The 22,058-nt window shown below is 39.3% G+C and carries 17 protein-coding genes; 5 read left to right on the forward strand and 12 right to left on the reverse strand.

Translation table 11 applies throughout. From position 1 onward, the window contains the following. On the reverse strand, positions 1 to 1,883 hold a 1,883-nt coding region (locus tag FT993_RS05265; RefSeq protein ID WP_222708303.1), incomplete at its 3' end, for a hypothetical protein. Between the two features lie 369 nt (positions 1,884 to 2,252). On the opposite strand from FT993_RS05265, the gene FT993_RS05270 reads away from it, so the two are divergent. Further along, positions 2,253 to 3,134 (forward strand): glycosyltransferase family 2 protein, encoded by an 882-nt coding sequence (locus FT993_RS05270; RefSeq protein ID WP_147861500.1) that lies wholly within the window; start codon positions 2,253 to 2,255, stop codon positions 3,132 to 3,134. Here FT993_RS05270 and pafA read toward each other — a convergent pair. Continuing rightward, a complete protein-coding gene (pafA, locus tag FT993_RS05275; RefSeq protein ID WP_147861501.1) occupies positions 3,100 to 4,773 on the reverse strand; it encodes an alkaline phosphatase PafA in 1,674 nt (557 codons plus the stop codon). The genes FT993_RS05270 and pafA overlap by 35 nt on opposite strands. Before the next feature lie 116 nt (positions 4,774 to 4,889). On the opposite strand from pafA, the gene FT993_RS05280 reads away from it, so the two are divergent. Continuing rightward, positions 4,890 to 5,627 (forward strand): ABC transporter permease, encoded by a 738-nt coding sequence (locus FT993_RS05280; RefSeq protein WP_147861502.1) that lies wholly within the window; start codon positions 4,890 to 4,892, stop codon positions 5,625 to 5,627. Continuing rightward, entirely contained in the window at positions 5,628 to 6,392 is a 765-nt protein-coding gene (locus FT993_RS05285; protein ID WP_147861503.1) for an ABC transporter ATP-binding protein, read from the forward strand. Between the two features lie 39 nt (positions 6,393 to 6,431). On the opposite strand, the gene FT993_RS05290 is transcribed toward FT993_RS05285, so the two are convergent. The 10 genes from FT993_RS05290 to porU all read right to left on the reverse strand — a co-directional run bounded on the left by FT993_RS05290 (position 6,432) and on the right by porU (position 19,810). After that, on the reverse strand, positions 6,432 to 7,853 hold the full coding sequence (locus FT993_RS05290) for a DUF389 domain-containing protein (protein ID WP_370450884.1): 1,422 nt from the start codon (positions 7,851 to 7,853) through the stop codon (positions 6,432 to 6,434). A 123-nt stretch (positions 7,854 to 7,976) separates the two neighbouring features. Further along, positions 7,977 to 9,032, reverse strand: coding sequence for a mannose-1-phosphate guanylyltransferase (locus tag FT993_RS05295; protein WP_147861514.1), 1,056 nt, complete (start codon positions 9,030 to 9,032; stop codon positions 7,977 to 7,979). A 31-nt stretch (positions 9,033 to 9,063) separates the two neighbouring features. Then, positions 9,064 to 9,663 carry a SprT-like domain-containing protein gene (locus FT993_RS05300; RefSeq protein WP_147861505.1) on the reverse strand — a complete coding sequence of 200 codons (600 nt, stop codon included), beginning with the start codon at positions 9,661 to 9,663 and terminating at the stop codon, positions 9,064 to 9,066. 3 nt (positions 9,664 to 9,666) lie between these two features. Further along, positions 9,667 to 10,359 carry an SDR family oxidoreductase gene (locus tag FT993_RS05305; RefSeq protein ID WP_147861506.1) on the reverse strand — a complete coding sequence of 231 codons (693 nt, stop codon included), beginning with the start codon at positions 10,357 to 10,359 and terminating at the stop codon, positions 9,667 to 9,669. A 1-nt stretch (position 10,360) separates the two neighbouring features. Then, the gene (locus tag FT993_RS05310; RefSeq protein ID WP_187240759.1) at positions 10,361 to 11,323 is read right to left on the reverse strand and encodes a M28 family peptidase; all 963 of its coding nucleotides are present in this window, start codon (positions 11,321 to 11,323) and stop codon (positions 10,361 to 10,363) included. A 65-nt stretch (positions 11,324 to 11,388) separates the two neighbouring features. Then, the gene (locus tag FT993_RS05315; protein ID WP_147861508.1) at positions 11,389 to 13,086 is read right to left on the reverse strand and encodes a pyruvate dehydrogenase complex dihydrolipoamide acetyltransferase; all 1,698 of its coding nucleotides are present in this window, start codon (positions 13,084 to 13,086) and stop codon (positions 11,389 to 11,391) included. A 6-nt stretch (positions 13,087 to 13,092) separates the two neighbouring features. After that, positions 13,093 to 14,094, reverse strand: a complete 1,002-nt coding sequence (gene pdhA / locus FT993_RS05320) for a pyruvate dehydrogenase (acetyl-transferring) E1 component subunit alpha (RefSeq protein ID WP_147861509.1) — start codon at positions 14,092 to 14,094, stop codon at positions 13,093 to 13,095. Positions 14,095 to 14,190: 96 nt separating this feature from the next. Then, entirely contained in the window at positions 14,191 to 14,673 is a 483-nt protein-coding gene (cdd, locus tag FT993_RS05325) for a cytidine deaminase (protein WP_255504430.1), read from the reverse strand. A 74-nt stretch (positions 14,674 to 14,747) separates the two neighbouring features. After that, entirely contained in the window at positions 14,748 to 15,911 is a 1,164-nt protein-coding gene (gene porV, locus FT993_RS05330) for a type IX secretion system outer membrane channel protein PorV (RefSeq protein WP_147861511.1), read from the reverse strand. A gap of 233 nt (positions 15,912 to 16,144) precedes the next feature. Then, positions 16,145 to 19,810, reverse strand: a complete 3,666-nt coding sequence (porU, locus tag FT993_RS05335) for a type IX secretion system sortase PorU (protein WP_187240760.1) — start codon at positions 19,808 to 19,810, stop codon at positions 16,145 to 16,147. Positions 19,811 to 20,134: 324 nt separating this feature from the next. Between porU and gldJ the strand changes: the two genes are divergently transcribed. Further along, positions 20,135 to 21,811 (forward strand): gliding motility lipoprotein GldJ, encoded by a 1,677-nt coding sequence (gldJ, locus tag FT993_RS05340; RefSeq protein WP_147861513.1) that lies wholly within the window; start codon positions 20,135 to 20,137, stop codon positions 21,809 to 21,811. An 81-nt stretch (positions 21,812 to 21,892) separates the two neighbouring features. Beyond that, a partial coding sequence (locus FT993_RS05345) for a Mur ligase domain-containing protein (protein ID WP_255504432.1) occupies positions 21,893 to 22,058 on the forward strand: 166 nt, incomplete at its 3' end.

Consider the following 22,058-nt stretch of genomic DNA (forward strand, 5'->3'; position numbering starts at 1 on the left):
TAGGTCAGGGTGAAATTAGCTGGTGTTGCTTCATTGGCCAAAATGGCTGCAGATTGACTGGTTAAGTCAAAGGTCTGAACACCATTTTGCGCATCGTCACAAAGGGCCATATCTGATAGATTTGACGGTAGATGGGGAGAAACCATAAAATCTAACTCAAAACTTACCAAATCATAACAGTCGCTTTCCGCAGGTATGCCGATGGCCGAGTAATTATAATCTAAACGTGCATAAAGGGTATAGCTGCCCAACGGCTTGGTATAAGCGGTAGGATTAGTGATTTCATTTTGGTCTTGATGGGCGTCTTGCTCTGTTTCAAAGTAACTGACCAGCACATCACCGGCAGGCATGCTGCCTTTGATCTCAAGATCTTTTTGTGTAAGATCAAAACTAGGCACACTCCCTGCTACTATGCAAGCCGCTACATCGCTAGGACAACCGGCTTGGGGACAAATTTTTATCGGGATACCGGTGGTCATAGCGCTGTCTGTAAAATTTGTAGTAACACAACTAAAATCGGCATTAATGCTATAGGTAAAACTGCCGTAAGGGGGCACGCTGATGTCGCTGGCTTGTACGTTAAAACAGTATTGACCCGTTGGCGTTATAGGCGGGTTGACTAGACTTCCCACAAGCTGACCATTTTGGTATAAATCTAACGCAAGATTGTTTAAATAAGCGCCTCGCCCAGCATCATACTCCCCACAAATGCTTATAGGAAAAGGACCGCTTTGTACAGCCACCGGCGCCAAACAGGGGTCTTGATTTACCGGTGCAAGCAAACTACAAGCACTGCTGCCAGCAGTACCCGTAGGCTCGTCTATAGAAACCTTCCCAAAAACATCATTGCTACAGCTGGCATTGCCTAGGTTGTCTATGTAGGCGTAGCCGTAAAAAGCACCGACGCCTTTAACATCTGACATCGCAAAAACTACCGTGGCGGCTTGCCCGGCAATGCTGCTGGTATCCAACTCCATACACGTCCAAAGCGTATAATTAAGACCTAAACCACCAGGAGCTTCTATAAACCGGCATGAGTTGCGCTCAAAAGCAATGCACTGCTCACTGACCAGGTTATTGTTTTGATCCCATATTTGTACCTTAAAAAAAGGAAGTACAACGGAAGGTAAATTTGTGTTAGTAGTATTTTCCATGCCTAAAGCATAATCAAAGGAAAAGCTTTGCCCGGCAATGATTTCTTTTGTCATCACACTCATACTTCCTATTGCAGCAAGATCGTTTAAACCGATAGCCCGTTGATTATAAGGGGTATTGGGTTCTACCCTGATTTGAGTTGTAGAAGAACCAGACATAAAACTATCGGGCCCCGGGGTTAGTATATAGGCATAGCAATCAAAATTAGAAAAATTAATGCTACTATTTACAGGATCCAAGTTGTTTTTAGTTTGTAAAGGAATACTGTTTAAATCGGTTTGGCATTGTTGATGACCGTTTGGATACCCTGATGAAATATCATAATACGCAAAACTATAACCCGAGGCCGTCGAGGTGGTAGCATCGCGTTCAAAGCCCCCGTTGGGCACACAATTGCAATACTTCTCTACAGCTTGTACCGCCAATAAACTGCTTTCACAGTCCTGTGTACCGGTAGTGGTCTGGCTCACATAATAGGTTTGTCCATCTACTAGCAGGGTGGTATTAGGAATAGGCGTGGTACCACCCGCATCGCTATACCATTGTAGATTATCGCCCACTACTACCAAATCGGTTAAATTGGCAGGAGGCTCATTGATCTGTGCACGAAGAGCAGCACCACAAAAACTTTGCAACGCCTCCCCTTGGGGTGGGGGGCATTGTGCTACCAATTCTTGCACTCCCACAAAAAATAAGAGTAATATACTATAGATTTGTAGATTTTTCACGTAAAAAAATGAATTCAAATTACAGGAAAATTCCTTTGACTTACCTATCACTAACGAATTTAAGTGAAAATTTGAGAAAAAACCGACTTAAAAACTTAATTATCTGCAACTTCAACGTATTAATCTAAAAAAGACAGCTTTTTTATATTGCATCATTGCCCGAATCCCTGCTTAATGCTACAGCCACAAAAAAAACCGATACCCAATGCAATAGAAATTATAATTGCACCTATTTTGTGAGATTTGTTGTCATAGAATAGTGTAAATTTGATATTTATTGCAATAACCTATCGATAAAAGTACAATTGAATTAAAACTGACTTCGTCCTATTATCTCAACGGCTTATAATCAGTTAAATAGTATAAATAATGAATTTTTATATTGTTATCCCTGCTCACAATGAAGCTGAATTTATTGGAAAAACGCTTAAATCTTTAACGGATCAAAGCCTTCTCCCAAAAAAAATTGTAGTAGTTAACGACCATTCTACAGATGATACCGAAAAAATTGTAAAAGCTTACGCTGAAGAATATGCCTTTATAGATTATATAAATATCTCATCTAACGAAAAGCATTTACCCGGCAGCAAAATCATCAATGCTTTTTATAAAGGTCTCGAAAGCTTAGATGACCACTTTGATGTTATTTGTAAATACGATGCCGATCTAATTTTCCCAAAAAACTACCTAGAAAGCATCAAAGATAGTTTTACCACTAAGCCAAACATAGGTATATGTGGCGGTATTTGCACGGTAAAAAAGAAAGAGCATTGGGTAAACGAAGGATTAACCAACAACGACCATGTAAGAGGTGCGCTTAAAGCTTATTCTAAGCATTGTTTTGAAAAGATTGGTGGCTTAAAACCATCTATAGGTTGGGATACGGTAGATGAGTTACTGGCAAAATACAATAATTATGAAATAAAAGTATTGACAAATCTTAGGGTAAAACATTTACGGCCTACAGGAAAATCTTATGCAAAAAAGGCAAATCATAAGCAAGGAGAAGCTTTTTACAAAATGCGTTATGGTTGGCCAATCACTTTTATCGCGGCTTTAAAATTAGCCTTTAAGAAAAAACAGGGCATTCTCTTTATAGATTATTGCTGGGGTTATCTCAAAGCCAAGCAACAAAAAAGCCCTCTTCTTGTAAGTGAAAAAGAGGGCCAATGGATAAGGAAATACCGATGGCAAGGTATTTTAAAAAAATTAAAACTTAATCTAACACCTCAACAATCACCTCACCAGTAGTACCGTTTGGATTAGCTATTCCCAATAGTGCGGCAATTGTAGGCGCTATATCGGTGATATAAGTCTTATTAAAGCTGCTTCCTTTACGGATTCCTTTTCCGTAAAACAATAAAGGGGCGTGGGTATCATAATTGAAACCTGTACCATGGGTACTTCCTTTTTCTGGATAAGAGATATAATTGGGTAAAAAACCAAATACTAAATCACCGCTTCGTTTTTGATGAAAGCCGTTTTGAACCAAAAGCTTGGTCTTTTCTGTGGCTGCATTCATTTCGATTTCTGAACGTGTAAACACGCGAGAAATTTCGGGCTGTGCTAATAAAAAGGCTTTGATATCTTCGGCTAAAGCCAAAGCATCAATATTCTTTTCCTGAATTAATTCATGATTTAAGAAAAGCTGATTGTTAGATGTGTTCTCTATCAGATTGACATTGGCATGCGCCTCTCCCAAATAATTTTTTAAACGTTTTTTAAGATCGCTACTAGAAACATATCCGGCAGGGATCTTTTGATCTTTTAAATAATTAGGCACATGAATAGCTCCGTGGTCAGCGGTTAAAAATAGGGTATACTCCCCTTTACCGATATGTGTATCTAAGTATTCTAAAAGTTTAGCTATTTCTAAATCTAATCTTAAGTAATTATCTTGAATCTCTTTGGCATTCACCCCAAAATTATGCCCTATATAATCTGGACTTGAAAAGCTTAAGGTTAAAAAATCGGTATCCTGGTCTTTTCCTAAGGCTTCGTTCTCAATAGCAGCCAAGGCAAAATCTAGTGTTAAGCTGTTGCCAAAAGGGGTGGCTTTTAAAATATCATAACCGCCGTTTTCTGGAGCAAGCTTGGCCAAATTATAAGGGAAATCTGGATTCTCTTTTCCCTTAAATCCAAATTCATAAGCATTGGCATCGCTTCCACTTTGGGTATATTGCGCTATAGGTAGTAAGGTATTCCAAGTGTTTAAATATTTTTTTGCCGGTTCATTGGCATTGAAATTTTGCACCCAACTAGGCAATTCATTCATATAATAAGAACTACTTATCCATTTTCCTTCCTCTCCCCCTAAGAACCAATACGCCGCATTGGCACTATGACCAGCAGGTAAAATAGCTCCCCGGTCTTTAATGGCAATTCCTATTGACTTTCCTCTAAACTGTGTATGCAATCGGTTTTGATCGGCAATACTTGTGGTTTCAAGGCGTTTAGGAGACATTTGACCAGCGGCTAAAGTGGTTCCTAATCCATTTACCGTATTATCGTCAACGCAGTAAACCTTCTTTTTTTCTTGCTTATCGTACCAGTTATTGGCTATAATACCGTGTACCTGCGGGGAGGTTCCTGTAAAAACAGAAGCATGCCCTGGTGCGGTATAAGTTGGCACATAATTATAGTGGTTATTTTTACAATTAAAACCTTGGTTGATTAAGCGTTTAAAACCCCTATCGGTGTAAAGATCCCAAAAGCGGGTGAGGTAATCATACCGCATTTGGTCTACCACCACTCCAACAACTAATTTGGGCTGGGCATATAATGACTGTTCTGGCTCTTTGTCAACAACCGCCGATTTGTCTAAATTTTCTACACTTGCACAGGCATTGAGCAAAAAACCAAGCAGTAGTAAAAGGCTAAATTTTTTCATTTTCAGGTAATTTTATTTTTGGCAAAATTAGACATGTTCTTACAATTAAGCATTAATTGTACGTTAAATAGTTTTATCTTTCCAATTTCTACTTTAGTTTTACAAAAAGAATTTGAATGGGCTACCTACATGATATTGGTGAATACTTTATGATGTTAAAAAATGTTTTTAAACGGATGACCAAAGGCTCTGTTTTAAGAACATTAATCTTTAAAGAAATAGATGACCTCATTATTAACTCCATGGGTATTGTGGCCTTCATTTCTTTTTTCTTAGGTGCGGTAGTCACCATTCAAACCGCTTTAAATTTAGGAAACCCCTTAATACCTAAAAGCCTAATTGCTTTTACCGCGCGCCAATCGATAATTTTAGAGTTTTCTCCTACTTTCATCTCCATAATTATGGCCGGTAAAGTAGGTTCATACATCACATCAAGTATCGGAACCATGCGCGTTACCGAGCAAATAGATGCGCTTGAGGTAATGGGTATTAACTCTGTTAATTACCTGGTCTTTCCTAAAATGGTAGCCATGTTACTTTACCCCTTTGTGATTTGCATCTCTATGTTTTTAGGTATAGTGGGTGCCTATATTGCGGGTGTTTTAGGTGGTTATGTTGCTAGCGATTTATTTATACAAGGGCTGCAGGTAGATTTTATACCTTATCATCTTACCTATGCTTTTATTAAAACCTTCTTTTTTGCTTTTATTTTGGCTACAGTGCCTTCTTATCACGGTTATTATATGCGCGGAGGGGCGCTAGAAGTAGGGCAAGCCAGCACCACCTCTTTTGTATGGACGAGTGTTATTTTGATTATAACCAATTATGTGTTAACCCAATTACTTCTGAGTTAGATGATTAAAGTTAATGATTTACATAAAAGTTTTAGCGGTGAAGAAATCCTTAAAGGATTAAATACATCTTTTCACGATGGCAAAACCAATTTGATTATAGGTCAATCTGGTGCGGGTAAAACCGTCTTTTTAAAATGTCTTCTAGGCTTATTTGAACCCACCTCAGGAAGTATCGAATACAACAAGGTAGCCTATGCCTCGCTCAACAACAAGCAAAAGCGCGATTTAAGAAAAGAGATGGGAATGGTTTTTCAAGGCAGTGCACTATTCGACTCTATGAATGTAGCCGAAAACGTAATGTTTCCTCTTATTATGTTTACCAAACAGTCTAAAGCTGCTATGAAAAAACGCGTAGACGAAGTACTAGAGCGCGTAGATTTAATTGGGGTAGACCATAAATCTCCAGCCGAAATAAGTGGAGGAATGCAAAAACGTGTGGCTATTGCACGTGCCATTGTAAACAAACCCAAATACCTGTTTTGCGATGAACCCAACTCTGGTCTAGATCCTAAAACAGCCATACTTATTGATAATCTTATTCAAGAAATTACACGAGAAAACAATATTACCACCGTCATTAATACCCACGATATGAACTCGGTGCTGGAGATTGGTGAAAATATAGTCTTTTTAAAAGACGGGCATCTAGAATGGCAAGGCAATAAAGATGAAATTTACCAATCTGAAAATGATGCGCTCACCAATTTTGTATACTCTTCAGAGCTTTTCCAGAAAGTAAGAAAAGCCCAACTACAAGGCTTGTAATTGGGCGCGTATACCTAGTTTAACTCATTTATTGTATTATTATTCTGTCGCCACCTTAGGTTGCCGCGAAGATTGAAGGATAAGTGTATCTAAAGCTAGTTTATACTGTAGCCATCGCTTTAGTTTTTGTTCGTTTTGCTGCTTTAATTCCCTACTTATTTCTGCATCCCAAACCGCATAAAATTCGGGGATGGTATCAATTTTATCAAAGTTTGAAATAACTTTTTGCGCATAACCAAATTGTACCAGATTCTCATAATTGATTCTAGCTTCATTGCTTACATTTGAAAACGGAATACTGTTGCGTTTGTAACGACTCAAATTATCCAATTCTTTTTCTAAATAAGCAATGCGCTCGTCTTTATTTAGCATCAATAGCGAATCTCTATATTTAAATTCTTTCATGAACTGCAACTGATCATAAGACTCGGTATTTTCGTTCTGTAATATAATCAGTGAAGCATTTTTTAAATTAGGATAGGTTTTCATTTTCTCGCGCCACACCCCAATCACCGAGCTTGGTATTTCTTTACCTAAAAATGAAACTTCAATTTTAGGGTCTGTTCCGCTGTTATAGGTGGTCACCGTAGCGTTTTTTTGCAAGAAAGAATCGGTATAAAGAGCCAACTCATTTTTAACAAATCGTTCGGCATCTTGCTTAAAATAAGATTCTTTTAGCATAGCATAAAACAAATAAACACTAGGCACCATAACAATAATGGCTATAAATGAAGCGATTTGCGCGATGCGCTTTCTGCGTTTAGAATTGGCATATTTAACCAAGGGAAAGCCTAGTAACTTTGAAACTACAAAAGTTGAAAGCGCTATAAAAGTAGCATTGATCGAGAAAAGATACAAGGCTCCTCCGGCATCGGCAAAATTGAGATTGGCCAAGCCGTAGCCCACAGTACATAGCGGCGGCATTAAAGCAGTGGCAATCGCTACACCAAAAATAACACTAGCAATGGTACCTTTCTTGGTTTTGGCCACGATCAAAGCCAAACCACCAAATATGGCCACTAAAACATCTAAAATAGTAGGATAGGTTCGCGCTTCTAACTCGGCATTACTTCCCGTAAGCGGTGAAATCATAAAGTAAAAAGTAGCGGTGATAACACTTAGCCCCACCATTACACCTAAATTGATAAGGGAGCGCTTAAGCATGTCTACATCATTAATAGCCACCGATAGCCCCATACCAACAATCGGTCCCATTAAAGGAGAAATAAGCATCGCCCCAATAACAACCGCAGTACTACTCACGTTTAGCCCAATAGAGGCTACAAAAATTGAAAAAACCAGAATCCAAGCGTTATGCCCTTTAAAGGTGATGTCTTTTTTTACCGCCTCAATGGTTGAATCTCTATCGGTATCAGAGCGTATATCGAGTAGATCTTTTAAAAAGGTCTTAGCATTCTTGTAAGTCCCTTGAAAATCCGCTTTTAATTTCGCCGGATCTATTTTGCTTTCTTCATTTTGTTGGGTGCTGCCTGTATTCTCATCACCCGCAGAACTGGTAGAAGATTGCTTCTCCGGTTGCTCCTTTTCATTGCTATTGTCTATATTATTTTCCAAACAGTTAAGTTAAATTAAGTGATCTCCAAAATCTTCTTTTACCAAGTTACGCAGTTTTTTGATTTCTTGTTCGTCTTGCTTTCTACAAATCAATAAAACCTCTTGATTATCCACTACAATATAGTCGTTTAAATCTTTTATTACAACATATTTTTTTTCTCCTGTGCGAATAATATTTCGTTTAGAGTTTTGCGCCAGTACACGAGCATTTATGATTACATTTTCATCTTTTTCTTGGTGCATTTTATCGTATAAAGCACCCCAAGAACCCAAATCGCTCCAATCAAAATCTGCGGGGAGTACCCTAACATTTTTTGATTTTTCTAAAATCCCGTAATCAATCGATATATTCTTGGCTTTGGCATATTGTGCATTTACAAAGTCTGCTTCGCGCTCGGTATTCCAAATAGATTCAGCCGAATTAAATAGGGTATACATATTGGGTAAATGTTGCTCAAAAGCCGCTAAAATACCCTGTACACTCCAAATAAAAATACCGGCATTCCACAAATAATTTCCATCAGATAAAAACGACTTAGCGGTTTTATAATCGGGTTTTTCGGTAAACTGCATCACCTCATAAATGCGTTGTTGGGCTGCTTTACGGAATTTGATATAACCATAACCAATATGCGGCAAAGTAGGTTGAATTCCAAGCGTCATTAACCAGCTTTTGTTTTGCAGGCAAGCTTCAAAAGCCGTTTCTACATTTTGACTAAAGCTCATTTCATCTTCAATCCAATGATCGCTAGGTGCTACAATCATCACCGCATCTTTGTTCTTTTCATAGATTTTTAAGGCAGCCATCAAAATACAAGGCGCCGTGTTGCGCATCGCAGGTTCTAGAACCACTTGAGCTTCTTGAACTTGTGGTAACTGCTCTTTAACCAAAGCGGCATAACTAGCATTGGTCAATATCAAAATATTTTCGGTTGGAATGATCTTACTGAGTCGAGAAAAAGTTTTTTGAATAAGCGTTTCTCCAGTACCTAACATATCGTGAAATTGCTTTGGGAAGTTTTGTGTACTCACCGGCCAAAACCTAGAACCCACTCCACCTGCCATAATCACGGCGTAATAATTTGAATTTTTCAATTTAATTTTCTTTTACAAGTTCAACTTGCGCGTGAGGTTGAAAAATATATACCCTACCGGTTTTAATTTCTATACACTCGTAGCGCTTTATTCTCTTTTTTTCTTTACGGAAGATTTTATGGTCTCTAAATTTAAAATAGCTCCCGTAGGGTATCTCAAATATATAGCTTTTATTGCTGGCTTCATCATACTTTTTAAGCGCGATATGCAAAAGTGTATCGGTATCGCTACTGGCGGTAGGATTTTTAAAATGTCTGGCTAACACAGGAAGCAAATCAGATGGAAAAATGCTGGGGTGCAGCAAGGGCAGCATCAAGCTAGTAAAACTATGTTTCCACTCTTTGCCGTGAGGCTTTATGTGATGTCCATATTTTTCAAAAGCTACTAAATGGGCCAATTCATGCACTAATGTAATTAAAAACCTATACGGATTAAGGTTAGCATTTACCGTGATGATGTGGTAACCGCCGCGCATTTTGTAATCGCCATGCCGTGTTTTACGTTCATTGACGATTTTAAGCTGAACGCGCCATTCTTGAATTAAGATACAAATACCTTCAACTGCCGCTTTAGGTATATATTTGGCTAACACCTGCTGCATAGATTAAGGAGTAGATTTACCTACCTGCAATAGTTTCCCGTTATACAATTGCTGACCCCTAAGGGCAAAATCGGCTATATAAGCGCCCATCTGCTCGGCTGTAACCGGTGCTTTTAAACCAGGAAAAGCGGCTTCAAGCATCTCGGTTTGTACCGCTCCTAAGGCTAATACATTAAAAGAAGGACCCTTTTCTTTATATTCTTCGGCCAATAATTCGGTTAGATTAATCAGAGCCGCTTTACTCGATGAATACGCCGATAAGCCAGCAAATTTAACACTCCCCTGTACGCCACCTATACTGCTAATATTAACCACGTGCCCGGTATCGGGCATATGTGGTATACATTTTTGCATCATCAAAACGGGGCCATAAACATTGGCCTCATAAACCGCTTTAAAATCGGCTAAAGCTATAGCGGTAAATTTTTCGTGTAGTAATTTACCCGCATTGTTTATCAAGATATCTACCCTTGAATCAAATTCATTTTTAATAAAATCTTCTAAAATCGGATAATTCTCTTCTCGGGTTATATCAAATGCTAAAGCACTTACAGCATTTAAGTTTAAATCGAGTAAAGGTTTTTCATTCCGCGAAAGCGCTAAAACCCGGTGCCCCATTCCCGATAGTATTTTTACAATTTCAAGACCAATCCCTTTACTGGTACCCGTTACTATAATATTTTTCTGTGTTGACATTTTAATTGGTAAATTTTAATTCATTTTCTTTGGCATTAACCATACCTGTTAGACCCTGTTGAAAAACCTGAATGAGCCTTGCCATATGCTCTAAATCTAAGTGAGCCATTTCATCTTTCACGTGATGGTAGTAGGGGTAATTACTAAAATCAAAAGTACAAACGGTCTGCGCCGGAATACCCAAATGTTTATAAAAAGGATAATTATCGCTGCGTTTAAATAGCTGAAATTCTTGTGCTTTTTCAAAAAAGCCTAGACTATTTGACCCGGTGTAATTATTGAATAGTTGCGCCATATTACTCGAATCAAATCCGGTAAGGTAAGCTTGGTAATTTTGCGCTTTAAGCGGCACGCCAATCATCTCTAAATTAAACACCCCATATAATTCTTGATTTTCATTTTTCATGCGTTGAGCAAGATGCTCAGAGCCTAACAATCCTTGTTCTTCGGCATCAAATAAAGCAAAAATCATGGATCGCTCTGGCGGATTTTCGCTAAAATAGCGCGCTATCTCTAGCACAGCCACCGTCCCCGAGGCGTTGTCATTGGCACCATTGGCTATAGAGTCTTTGGTTGTTGCGGTTCTTTTATCTATACCGATATGGTCATAGTGGGCTCCTACAAGTAAAGGTGTGTTATTTAAGGACTTATTTTTCCCTGCAATATAAGCCACTACATTATAAGCATGCTTATTCTTTACCATAAAAGAATCGCGATAGGTGGTATAAAAAGGCTGAATACCCATTTGCTTAAACTGATTTGCGAGGTAATCGGCTGCTTTGTCTTGACCTGCGGTTCCTACCAATCTCCCGCCGAGCTCATCGTGAGTAAGCCGATTCAAATCTTTATCTAGCCTTTGCTGGATGGAAGTGGTGTTAAAATTAAAACGCGTGTCGGTGGTATTCTGTGTCTGCTTGCAACTTAAAAATGGGCACAGCATTAAAAGTATTACTAATTTTCTCATAGGTTTAAAGATAAAAAAACCCATCAATAAAATTGATGGGTTGTGTAAAAATTTACGCTATTGTTTTAAGCCAGCATAGTCACCGGATTCTCAATATAAGCTTTTAAGGTTTGTAAAAATTGAGCCCCAGTAGCGCCATCAACTGTTCTGTGATCACAAGCCAGTGTCAATTTCATAGTATGACCTACTTTTATCTCCCCGTTTTTAACCACGGGTTTCTCGACAATTGCACCTACCGATAAAATTGCTGAGTTAGGCTGATTGATAATACTGGTAAATTCAACAATACCAAACATTCCCAGATTACTAACGGTGAAAGTTGATCCTTCCATCTCTTGTGGCTGCAATTTCTTATTCCTTGCTTTGCCTGCCAAATCTTTTACTTTACTGCCTATTTGCGTCATTTGCAATTGATCTGCAAATGGCAACACAGGAACTACCAATCCTTCATCTACCGCAACCGCTACTCCAATATGAATGTGCTTAGCTATTTTAGTATGGCTGTCTTCCCACTGTGAGTTTACTTGTGGGTGTTTACGAAGCGCCATAGCCGTTGCTTTTATTACCATATCGTTGTAAGATACCTTTACATCGGGTAAAGCATTGATTTGTGTTCTAGATTGCATCGCGTTTTCCATATCTACCTCAATGGTTAAATAATAATGCGGTGCATTAAATTTAGAAGCCGACAATCTTTTAGCAATAGTCTTTCGCATACTTGAATTTTTCACCTCCTCAAAAGATTCTTCTCCAGCTGGCGTAAATTCCTGTACCGCTGCAGTTGCCTTTTGCGACTGTACATCGCTTTGCTCCGTTTTCTTCTCGGCTTGTTTTTGGCTAGGTTTAAATTCCTCGATATCTTTTTTAACAATACGACCGTTTTCTCCGCTGCCTTTAACTTGGGCTAGATCAATGCCTTTATCTGCCGCCATTTTCTTAGCTAATGGTGAAGCAAAAATACGTTTACCGCTGGCGTCTTCGTGCTGAAAATCTTCTAAAGACGTATCTTCATTAGACTGACTTTCTTGTTGGCTTTTTGGCTGATTTTCTTTCTCGTCTGTATTGGATTTGGAAGACTTCTCGGTTTTCGACTTTTGTTTAGAACCACCCGAAATAATACTGCTTACATCGGTTCCTTCTGGACCTATAACAGCTAAAAGAGCATCAACCGGTGCGGTTTCACCCTCTTGAATACCGATATGCAACAAGGTACCTGAGTAAAACGACTCAAACTCCATTGTAGCCTTATCGGTTTCTATTTCGGCTAAAATATCTCCCTCTTCTACTTGATCTCCTTCGGCTTTAAGCCATTGGGCTACCGTACCCTCCTCCATCGTATCGCTCAAACGCGGCATGGTGATTACCTCAACATCTTCTGGAATTTCATCTGAACTTCCAGAATCTTCAGTTTCTTCCGCCTTGTCTTTTGTAGCTTCAGTCTCTTGTTCTTTGTTTGATTCTTCTTGACTCTTATCCTCGCTCTCTGAAGTATCATTATCTTGTAGATATTCGCTGATATCTTCTCCCTCTTCACCAATTATAGCAAGCAAGGCATCTACAGGTGCTGTTTCCCCTTCTTCGATACCTACGTGTAGAAGCGTTCCCGAATAAAACGATTCAAACTCCATCGTAGCTTTATCGGTTTCTATTTCGGCTAAAATATCACCCTCTTCTACCTGATCTCCTTTTTGTTTTAACCATTGAGCTACAGTACCTTCTTCCATGGTATCGCTCAAACGTGGCATTTTAATAACTTCGGCCATAATCTACTATACTGTTTTATGTGGAGTAAATGGATAATCTTTTTGTTCGTAAACCGAATCGTACATCACGCTAGTTTCTGGATAGTCTGACTCTTCAGCAAATTTTTCACATTCGCTTACCAAATCTTTAACGCGCTTATCTATGGTTTTAATTTCATCTTCGCTTGCCCATTCGTTTTCCTTGATTTTATCAAGTACTTGGGTAATCGGATCTATTTTTTGGTATTCTTTTACCTCATCTTTGGTTCGATAATGCTGCGCATCACTCATCGAGTGTCCGCGGTATCTATACGTCTTAAGATCTAAAAAGGTTGGTCCGTCTCCTCTTCTAGCACGATCGATGGCCTCATCCATTGCCTCGGCTACCTTTTCTGGATTCATAGCATCTACAGGGCCACAAGGCATTTCATACCCTAAACCAAGCTTCCAAATATCTTCATGATTGGCAGTTCTTTTTACCGAAGTCCCCATAGCGTATCCGTTATTTTCTACACAAAATACAACGGGTAATTTCCAGTTCATAGCCATATTAAAGCTCTCGTGCAAAGTACCTTGCCTAGAAGCGCCGTCGCCAAAGAAACATAAGGTTACATTATCGCGCTTAAAGTATTTATCGCCAAAGGCAAGACCTGCCCCTAGAGGTATTTGACCTCCTACAATCCCGTGACCACCATAAAAACGATGTTCTTTAGAAAAAATATGCATAGAACCGCCAAGACCTTGGGATGTTCCTGTTTTTTTACCATAAAGTTCGGCCATCACTCGTTTAGGGTCTTCGCCCATACCAATAGGTTGCACGTGATTCCTATAAGCCGTAATCATACGGTCTTTCTTTAAATCCATCGCGTGCAAAGCACCAGCAAGTATGGCTTCCTGACCGTTATATAAATGTAAGAAACCTCTTACTTTTTGCTGTATGTAAACCTGAGCAAGTTTATCTTCAAACTTGCGCCAAAACAACATGTCTTCATACCACTTGAGGTATGTTTCTTTGGTGATTTTTTTCATCTGATAAAAATTTAAATACCTGCGTCTTCTTACGCCAAACAAAAATAGGGTTTTCATATCTCATGAAAAAACGAATTACCCTTTTATAGTTTTTTTTTATAGAAAACTGGAATCGAATGCCAAAGGTAGCAAATCAAGAACGGCATCTACCTTGTAAACCGGACCTGTTTCTCCCATAAAGTATACTGGTATTGGTGTTTTTTGCTTTTGTTCATATTCGGCCATAGCCTGCCTGCATGCTCCACAAGGTGAGGCCGGCTGACTGATTATTTGGTTGTGGGCTTTTACGCAAATGGCAATAGCCTTTATTTGCGCTTCTGGAAAACGAGCTCCAGCAGCATAAATAGCGGTGCGTTCGGCACACATGCCAGATGGATACGCAGCGTTCTCTTGATTGTTACCGGTTACCACTTCTCCGTTACTCAACTGTATTGCTGCTCCTACCTTAAATTTAGAATAGGGCGTATAGGCATTGGCACGAGCTTTTTTTGCTTCTTGCATTAAAGCAGCTACTTCTGCTGGTAATTCATGCTCTTGAGCATAAATTTCTAAAGCAATAGCCAATTGTTTTTTCTGTATACTCATAACGACAATTTAAGCCAAAAAAAGCCGAAAACTATTCATTTTCGGCTTTTTTTAACGACTCTATTTTATTAATACTCGTAATACTCTTTTCCTAAATTAAAGGATAAGCTAAAACGCAACGTACCTTCTAAAGGATTGGCCACCGCTTTAGACGTAGAAAAAAGATAAGAAACATCTATCTGTGCAACAGAATACCTGAAGCCGGCTCCTAAACTTAAAAATTTTCTAAATCCTTTCACTTCACTTTCGTTGAAATATCCTACGCGAAATGCAAAGCTATCTTCATACCAATACTCTGCACCTAAAGACCAAGTGAATTCTTTTAACTCCTCGCTGAATCCGTCTGGTGCGTCTCCCCAAGAAGAGAAAATTGCGCCAAAAGAACTCTCGTTATACCAATCGTCTTCACGATCTATTCGCAAATCGCCATTTGAATCGCTTGGGGTGGGTACCAATAATTTATTTACCTCACCATACACACCTATTTTGTTAGCGGCATCGAAGATAAAATCAAATCCGGCTCCAGCCTTAAAATTGGTAGGAATAAAATTCTCTTGTCCCGCATCATCGTATTTAAGTTTAGGACCAATATTAGAAATATTCACCCCAGCACGCCATCTACCGTTAAAATCACGATAAGGAATCTCTTCGCTTTGATAAAATGATGATATATCTACTCCAAAGGTATTGGCAGCATTAGCATCGCCGTCTAAACCTTCAATTTTTAAATCTGAACGGATGTACCTACCGGTTACTGCCATAGAGATTTGCTCACCTAAACGAAGGGAATAGGTTAAGTCTAAAGCAACTTCATTTGGTTCAACCACACGTGGCTGTTGATCTGGAGTGTCGCGTAGTTGTATTTCACCCTGACCAAAATAGCGTAAACTTGCGGCTACTGCACTACGCTCATTAAATCGGTTATAATAAGACAAAACACCTAAATTAATATCGGCTACCAACTCTCTTAAGTAGGGTACATAAGAAAAGCCTACCCCTTGTTGTTTTTCTGCAAATACAAATTTTGCGGGATTCCACTGCTGGGCATAGGCATCTACAGCAGTAGCTACACCCTGGTCTCCCATACCCGATGCCCGTGCATCTCCCGATATAAGTAAAAAGGGAACAGCCGTGGTTACCACACGATCTTTTATAGTAGGTGCCTCTTGAGCTTGCGCGTTAAAGCTTGCTAAGGTTATAAGAGCAAGTAAAATATAAGATGTTTTTTTCATGTTTTTAAAATTGTTTGGCAAATATATGGTTTTATAGATTTTAGCTCCCGTTTAAGTCTAGAAAAATAATTATAGCATCAAATTTAGCTGCATTTTTTTTAAGAAGTACTTAAAATCTGTAACTTTTATAATCAACTTGGGTATTCATGAACGTTTAATTTCTCTTTTCTATTGTTGTTTGGATCATTTATTTCTGATCGCAGAGAAAAATCCGCGTAAGCAAAATTATACTTTCATAAAATGACTAACTTCTCATACTTCTCTGCGCGTTTATTGGTTAGAGTAGATTTTACCGTAAGCTTATATATATAGACTCCTTTCCCTATTCGGTCTCCAAAATCATCTCTACCGTTCCAAATAATTTCACGGGACAAAAAGCCTGTAGTGTTCACCACTTGGCGTGTAGACCACACTATCTTACCAGTAACGGTAAAAACTTGCACTTGTACTTCTAGCGGCTCGTAAGGCCTGTTGTGGTTAAACCAAAACTCGGTATAACTAGAAAACGGATTAGGATAGTTTAACACACGGGTTATTTTAAGTTCATCGCTACCGGTAACTACAAATTGAATTTCTGCCTCAGAAGAATTGTTATAAACATCCCAAGCAATAAATTTAAGCGTATGTAAACCCTCCTCTAGATCGCGCAATTTATAGCGAACTTTTCCTCGGGTGTAATCGTCTACCTCGGTTTCATAAAAATCATTTACCACTAGAGGGTTGGCTTCATCGCCGTCTAAAATAGCTACTAAATCGTGCCCGATTCCACTAGCTGTATTGATCCCGTTTTCGTCTTGTAAATGCACCAATAAAAACGGACTGTCGTTGGTGATGCCTCCAGAGATAAAACTATCGTCATTCATAAATAGTTGTATTTCTGGTCCTATATTATCTTCTGGGGCGTTTTGATTGATACCTCCTACCAAAATCGAATTATTATAACCTTTTTGATCGACTAGCGCATCGTTTTCTTCGGCATAAAAACTCACCCGGCCTTCTCCTACTGGTATGGCTATGTCTTTAGGCACCACAAACTCAAACGAAAACAAGCCTTCACGCACCGAAGCGTTGCCTCTAAAAATAATTTCTCCTAAGGTTTCAAATTCCATTATCGCCAATTGTCCGGCTATCAAAGTACCATCATTCCCTAGTGTTTTACGCTGCTGCTTTTTATCAAAAACAATTGAACTCAATTCACCGCTATAATTGCTTAGTCGCTGACCGCTGGCATTAACCACTTCACCAGATATTTTAATTTTACTCAATGCCTTTAAAGTGTCTTGGCTCTGCGCCATGGGCACATCATTTAAATGGGTTAGACGCACTTGAGGCTTGGGTAGTTGCAACTTCATAGCGGCATCTCCAAAGTAAAATATTACTCGGCGATCAAAACTTCCGTTATCATTTTTGGCTTTACGTACGGCTTCGGCTACACTATCATCGGCATCATTGTAGTTGAACAAATAGGGCGCAATTTGTGTGTTAAAGTTTTTACCTGTACTTACCGATATATCTCGTGTGGTGGCAACCATAGCCACCGAACCGCTTTTAGGTTGATGTAAATTTAACTCACCCGGTGAGACCCGCAAAGGGTTATCAAAACGGGTAAAAATACAGGTAACGGTAACCATCACATTGTAACGATTTTCATTCTGCCAGCTTAAAATATCGTCTTTGGTGACAATCCGTTCGGCAGCCAATCCGTTTTCTCCCCCGTGCCCCAGATAATTCACCACGGTAACCCCTACATCTATAGCTTCGGCAATAGCTTTATTTACAGCCGGGTACCTAAACCCTCCAGAACTAGATTGCTGTTCATAGGCATCGGCGTGTATTTTTTTAACATTTATAAAAGGCTTGTTGGCTGCTATATCATCCCCTACCTCGTCAAGCGTAACTTGTAAATCGAAATCGCCTTGATTGGCATCATCAGATATCAATAAAAAGTTATTTCGCCAGCTTCCGAAAGATTCTTTACTCTCATAAGCGATAATTTTATCGACCGTACTGCGCGCCAAACTCAAATCATCAACCAATAATCTTCCCACAGCAAGGTCTAATTTATCGGCCACACCCATTTCTCCTTCATTATCATCCATCATTCCATAAAAATCGTCTGATGCAACCAACTCCCCTATACTCGAAAACAATGGCAAATCTTGGTAAGTGGGTACAATATTATTATTGTTGGGCAACCTATTTTTATAATCTACCGATGCATCCCCAAAAAGGGTCAAGTATTTTAATCTTCTTTGCGGATTTGGGGCGTTTTCATAAGCATACTTCACCAAATTACGAATGGCTACAATATCGGGTTTACCCGAACTAAATTCGTGATAAATCTCTTCGAGCAAAACCACCTTGGTGTTTAAGCCATCTCTTTCTTCTCGATAAGCAGCCAATCGATTGGCTTCAGATTGGAAATCAGACGAGGTAACAATAAGATAGTCTAGATCTTGAGCCACTCCTCCAGCACCTTGAAACAAGCTAGCTTTCAAGTTTTGGTTGGCTACGCGCGCATTCCTCTCGTTTAAGGGGGTTAAAAATCCCTGATTGCTAAAAGCGATGTATTTTCTTTGTTCGCCCATATTAGCTTTTAAAGTCAATTGAGCAGCGCCATCGTGCGTATAGGCCATTACTGCTGAAGGATTGGTGACATCCCAAATTTGAGCAATATTCGAGGCTTGTGTAAGTTGGTATTCACCAATACCTGTTAACAACGCCACTTGCTTTTGTGTAAACGGCATTTGATTGCCTTCAAATTGCAATTTGCGTTTGGCTTGTACCCTGATATAATCTAAATAACCTACACTAGCAGGATTTCCTGCATTGTTGTAAGTAAAAGAAACCTTAATCTCTTCGCTGTTAACCGAAAGCTCTTCATCAAAAGAACGCTGACTTCCATACACATACTTCCCAGTAACCCCAAAACTGAGATTGGCAATATTTTGGGTGTTCACAGACACCTGCATACTGGTTTGTGACTCACTACTGGCAGCTGCAGCACCCAATACACGCACCGGCTCAGCTGTATCTAAATTAGAAAAAGAAAAGCTGTATTCTCGGTTACTCTGTACATCAAAACGATCACCAAACCAACGCCTTCCGGTAAGAGAAAGATTATAATCATCTTCTTCATACACTTGTTCCTCATCAAAATTGGTAAAACTGTGCTGGGCATTTCCATTGGGTTGGGTAATATCGCCTATACGTAATCCTGGCACCCCACCATAACTGAGGTAGTAGAAACTTTTATCGGCATATAAATGTTGTGTGGTCTTATTCTCTTCGCTCCACAATTCATGTATGCCGTTAGAATAAAAAAGAATGTAGTCGTTTCCATCAAAACTCCCATCAGCTTCTCCCACTACTTGAATCGCTACTTGAGGCAGATCGTACTCCTGGTTATCTGCATTTTTAAGCGGAAGCATTTCCCCTCCATAGCTATAAATTTTAAGGGTTCTAGGATCTAGTGAACCTATGTCTACTCCTAATCGGCGCAAATAATTGGCGGTCAATTTATACACTCCGGCTTTTGGGGTGTAAAAACGAAACCAATCGCCAGTGGCCAATACAGAATTTTGAACATTTATATTCTGACGTAGGTTTTGGCGGCTGCGCTGTTCGGTTTGATAACGCAAATCAAAACTCATCAAGCGCTGCAGTCTCCCATTCACCTTACGCATTGCACTCACTTCAAGCACATGGTAGACTTTATTTCGCGCTCGAGCTTTAGTCATGCTCACTTCAATATTTGCCAGTATAAGGTTTTCTTTAAGCGGCGCAACAAGACTATCGGGCACGGCTGCCCATTTGGCGTTGCTAATAATAGGACTTACTGGTGTACCTTGAGCTTCCCATTGCACATAAACCTGATAGTTACCCTTTGCTAAATGCACGTTCTTAGTTTGCTTAAGATTTGACTCCCAATGTACATCGACACTACGCTGTTGCGAAAAGGCGCAAAAACCTATAAACAAAAAAATAAGGGAAATAGCATTTTTCATCATAACAGTAAACGCAATAGATTCAAATTCCGTATAAACGGTTGTAAAATTAAAGTTTTTCTAAGAGAAGTATACCATAAATCAAAATAAAGCGTTTGAAAGCCTAAGTATTTAAACGAAAAAATGAAATTCTTAGTAATTTTATAAAACAAACTTGTTAATTTAGCGTTAATTAGTATATTGCAATCCCAAAATCATTTACAAATTTACTTTGATATGAATGTAAAAATCATTTTTAAAACTTGCTTGGTTGTAGCATTTTCGGCTGTTATAGCCAGTTGTAGCAACAAAGACGATTACAAAGACAACTCACGTGCAACGGGCTGGAGTTTAGACGGTCGTGAAGGCGGTCTTAAGTACCAAACCGATTATAAAGGACAAGAAACTGGTCCTGGATTGGTATTTATTGAAGGTGGAACATTCACCATGGGAAAGGTTCAAGATGACGTAATGCATGATTGGAACAATACCCCTACTCAGCAACACGTGCAGTCTTTCTATATGGATGAAACCGAAGTTACCAATAGAATGTATCTTCAATACCTAGATTGGTTAAAATACACCTTTCCTCCTACAGAAGAGAAATACAAAAATATTTATACCGGTGCATTACCCGATACCTTGGTTTGGAGAAACCGTTTAGGGTATAATGAAACCATGACCAATAACTACTTGCGTCACCCGGCTTATCAAAACTACCCTGTAGTAGGAGTAAACTGGATTCAAGCAACTGAGTTTAGTAAGTGGAGAACCGAGCGTGTAAACGAATTGATTTTGGAACAAAAAGGATACACCGCTCGTGGAGCCCGTTTTGATGCCGATGCCTCTTCTACCTTTAACACCGAAACGTACATTAACGCACCTACCTTAGTTTATGGCGGAAATGACGAAATTACTCGTGGTGGAAAAGCCTCAGACCGTAGAGAAAAAGAAAATACACCTCGAACTAAAGACGGATCTGGCGAAGCTAAAAACCTTTATGTACAACGTAAAGACGGGGTTTTATTACCAGAATATAGACTTCCTACCGAAGCAGAATGGGAATATGCCGCTTTAGGACTTTCTAGTATTCGCGAATACAACAAATACCGTGGAAGAAAGAAATACCCGTGGGACGGGCAATATACACGTAACGGAAGCCGTAAAACTAGAGGTGACCAATTGGCAAACTTCAAGCAAGGTGATGGTGATTATGGTGGAATTGCCGGATGGTCTGATGACGGCGCCGATATTACTGCCGAAATCAAATCTTACCAACCAAACGACTTTGGTTTATATGATATGGCAGGTAACGTAGCCGAGTGGGTTGCTGATGTTTACCGTCCTATTATCGACGATGAGTACAATGACTTTAACTATTATAGAGGTAATGTTTACACCAAAAATGCCATTAACCCAGACGGAACTGTAAAAGTAGTAACGGCAGACAGCGTGGTATTTGATACCCTAAGTAATGGTAGCGTTGTTGCACGTGCCCTACCAGGCGAAATTGTAAAGGAAAACGTAACTACAGAAGATACTTACTTGAGAACGCAGTTTACAGAAAGTGACAACCGTGACTTTAGAGATGGTGACAAGCAATCTTCAAGATACTTTAGAGAAGATAAGGACGACCCAATGTACAACTCACCTCAACACAGTGTTACAGCTGTAAAAGATAGCACTGGAGCTGTTTCTTTAGATAGACAATACGATACCAATAACAACCGTACCACTTTAATCGATAATGAAGTACGTGTGTACAAAGGTGGTTCTTGGAGAGATCGTGCTTACTGGTTAGATCCTGCACAGAGAAGATATTTCCCACAAGATATGGCAACCGATTATATCGGCTTTAGAAATGCGATGTCTCGAGTAGGCTCTAAAAGCCAAAAAGGAAAAACAGCACGTTAATTCGATTGCATTCTTTTTAAATTAAATAAAAATCCCTTTTCTTTACCAGAAAAGGGATTTTTTGATTCTATACTTTATAATATGACTAGGCTATATCAATTATTTAAGGCAAGTACAGGCGTTTCTACAGATACACGCAGCATTCAAAAAGGCAATTTGTTTTTCGCTTTAAGCGGAACCAATTTCAATGGCAACCAGTTTGCAGCAAAAGCCCTTGAAGCCGGCGCGAGTTATGCCGTAATCGACG

It is taken from the genome of Mesonia sp. HuA40, from assembly GCF_008017835.1.
Taxonomy (GTDB): domain Bacteria; phylum Bacteroidota; class Bacteroidia; order Flavobacteriales; family Flavobacteriaceae; genus Mesonia.

What these genes read in the sequence shown, in the direction of transcription:
- FT993_RS05270 (WP_147861500.1), top strand. Translation starts at nt 2,253, where the DNA reads ATGAATTTTTATATTGTTATCCCTGCTCACAATGAAGCTGAATTTATT.
- gldJ (WP_147861513.1), top strand. Translation starts at nt 20,135, where the DNA reads ATGAATGTAAAAATCATTTTTAAAACTTGCTTGGTTGTAGCATTTTCG.
- FT993_RS05310 (WP_187240759.1), bottom strand. Translation starts at nt 11,323, where the DNA reads ATGAGAAAATTAGTAATACTTTTAATGCTGTGCCCATTTTTAAGTTGC.
- FT993_RS05305 (WP_147861506.1), bottom strand. Translation starts at nt 10,359, where the DNA reads ATGTCAACACAGAAAAATATTATAGTAACGGGTACCAGTAAAGGGATT.
- pdhA (WP_147861509.1), bottom strand. Translation starts at nt 14,094, where the DNA reads ATGAAAAAAATCACCAAAGAAACATACCTCAAGTGGTATGAAGACATG.
- FT993_RS05295 (WP_147861514.1), bottom strand. Translation starts at nt 9,032, where the DNA reads ATGGCAGGTGGAGTGGGTTCTAGGTTTTGGCCGGTGAGTACACAAAAC.
- pafA (WP_147861501.1), bottom strand. Translation starts at nt 4,773, where the DNA reads ATGAAAAAATTTAGCCTTTTACTACTGCTTGGTTTTTTGCTCAATGCC.
- FT993_RS05315 (WP_147861508.1), bottom strand. Translation starts at nt 13,086, where the DNA reads ATGGCCGAAGTTATTAAAATGCCACGTTTGAGCGATACCATGGAAGAA.
- porV (WP_147861511.1), bottom strand. Translation starts at nt 15,911, where the DNA reads ATGAAAAAAACATCTTATATTTTACTTGCTCTTATAACCTTAGCAAGC.
- FT993_RS05300 (WP_147861505.1), bottom strand. Translation starts at nt 9,663, where the DNA reads ATGCAGCAGGTGTTAGCCAAATATATACCTAAAGCGGCAGTTGAAGGT.
- FT993_RS05280 (WP_147861502.1), top strand. Translation starts at nt 4,890, where the DNA reads ATGGGCTACCTACATGATATTGGTGAATACTTTATGATGTTAAAAAAT.
- FT993_RS05285 (WP_147861503.1), top strand. Translation starts at nt 5,628, where the DNA reads ATGATTAAAGTTAATGATTTACATAAAAGTTTTAGCGGTGAAGAAATC.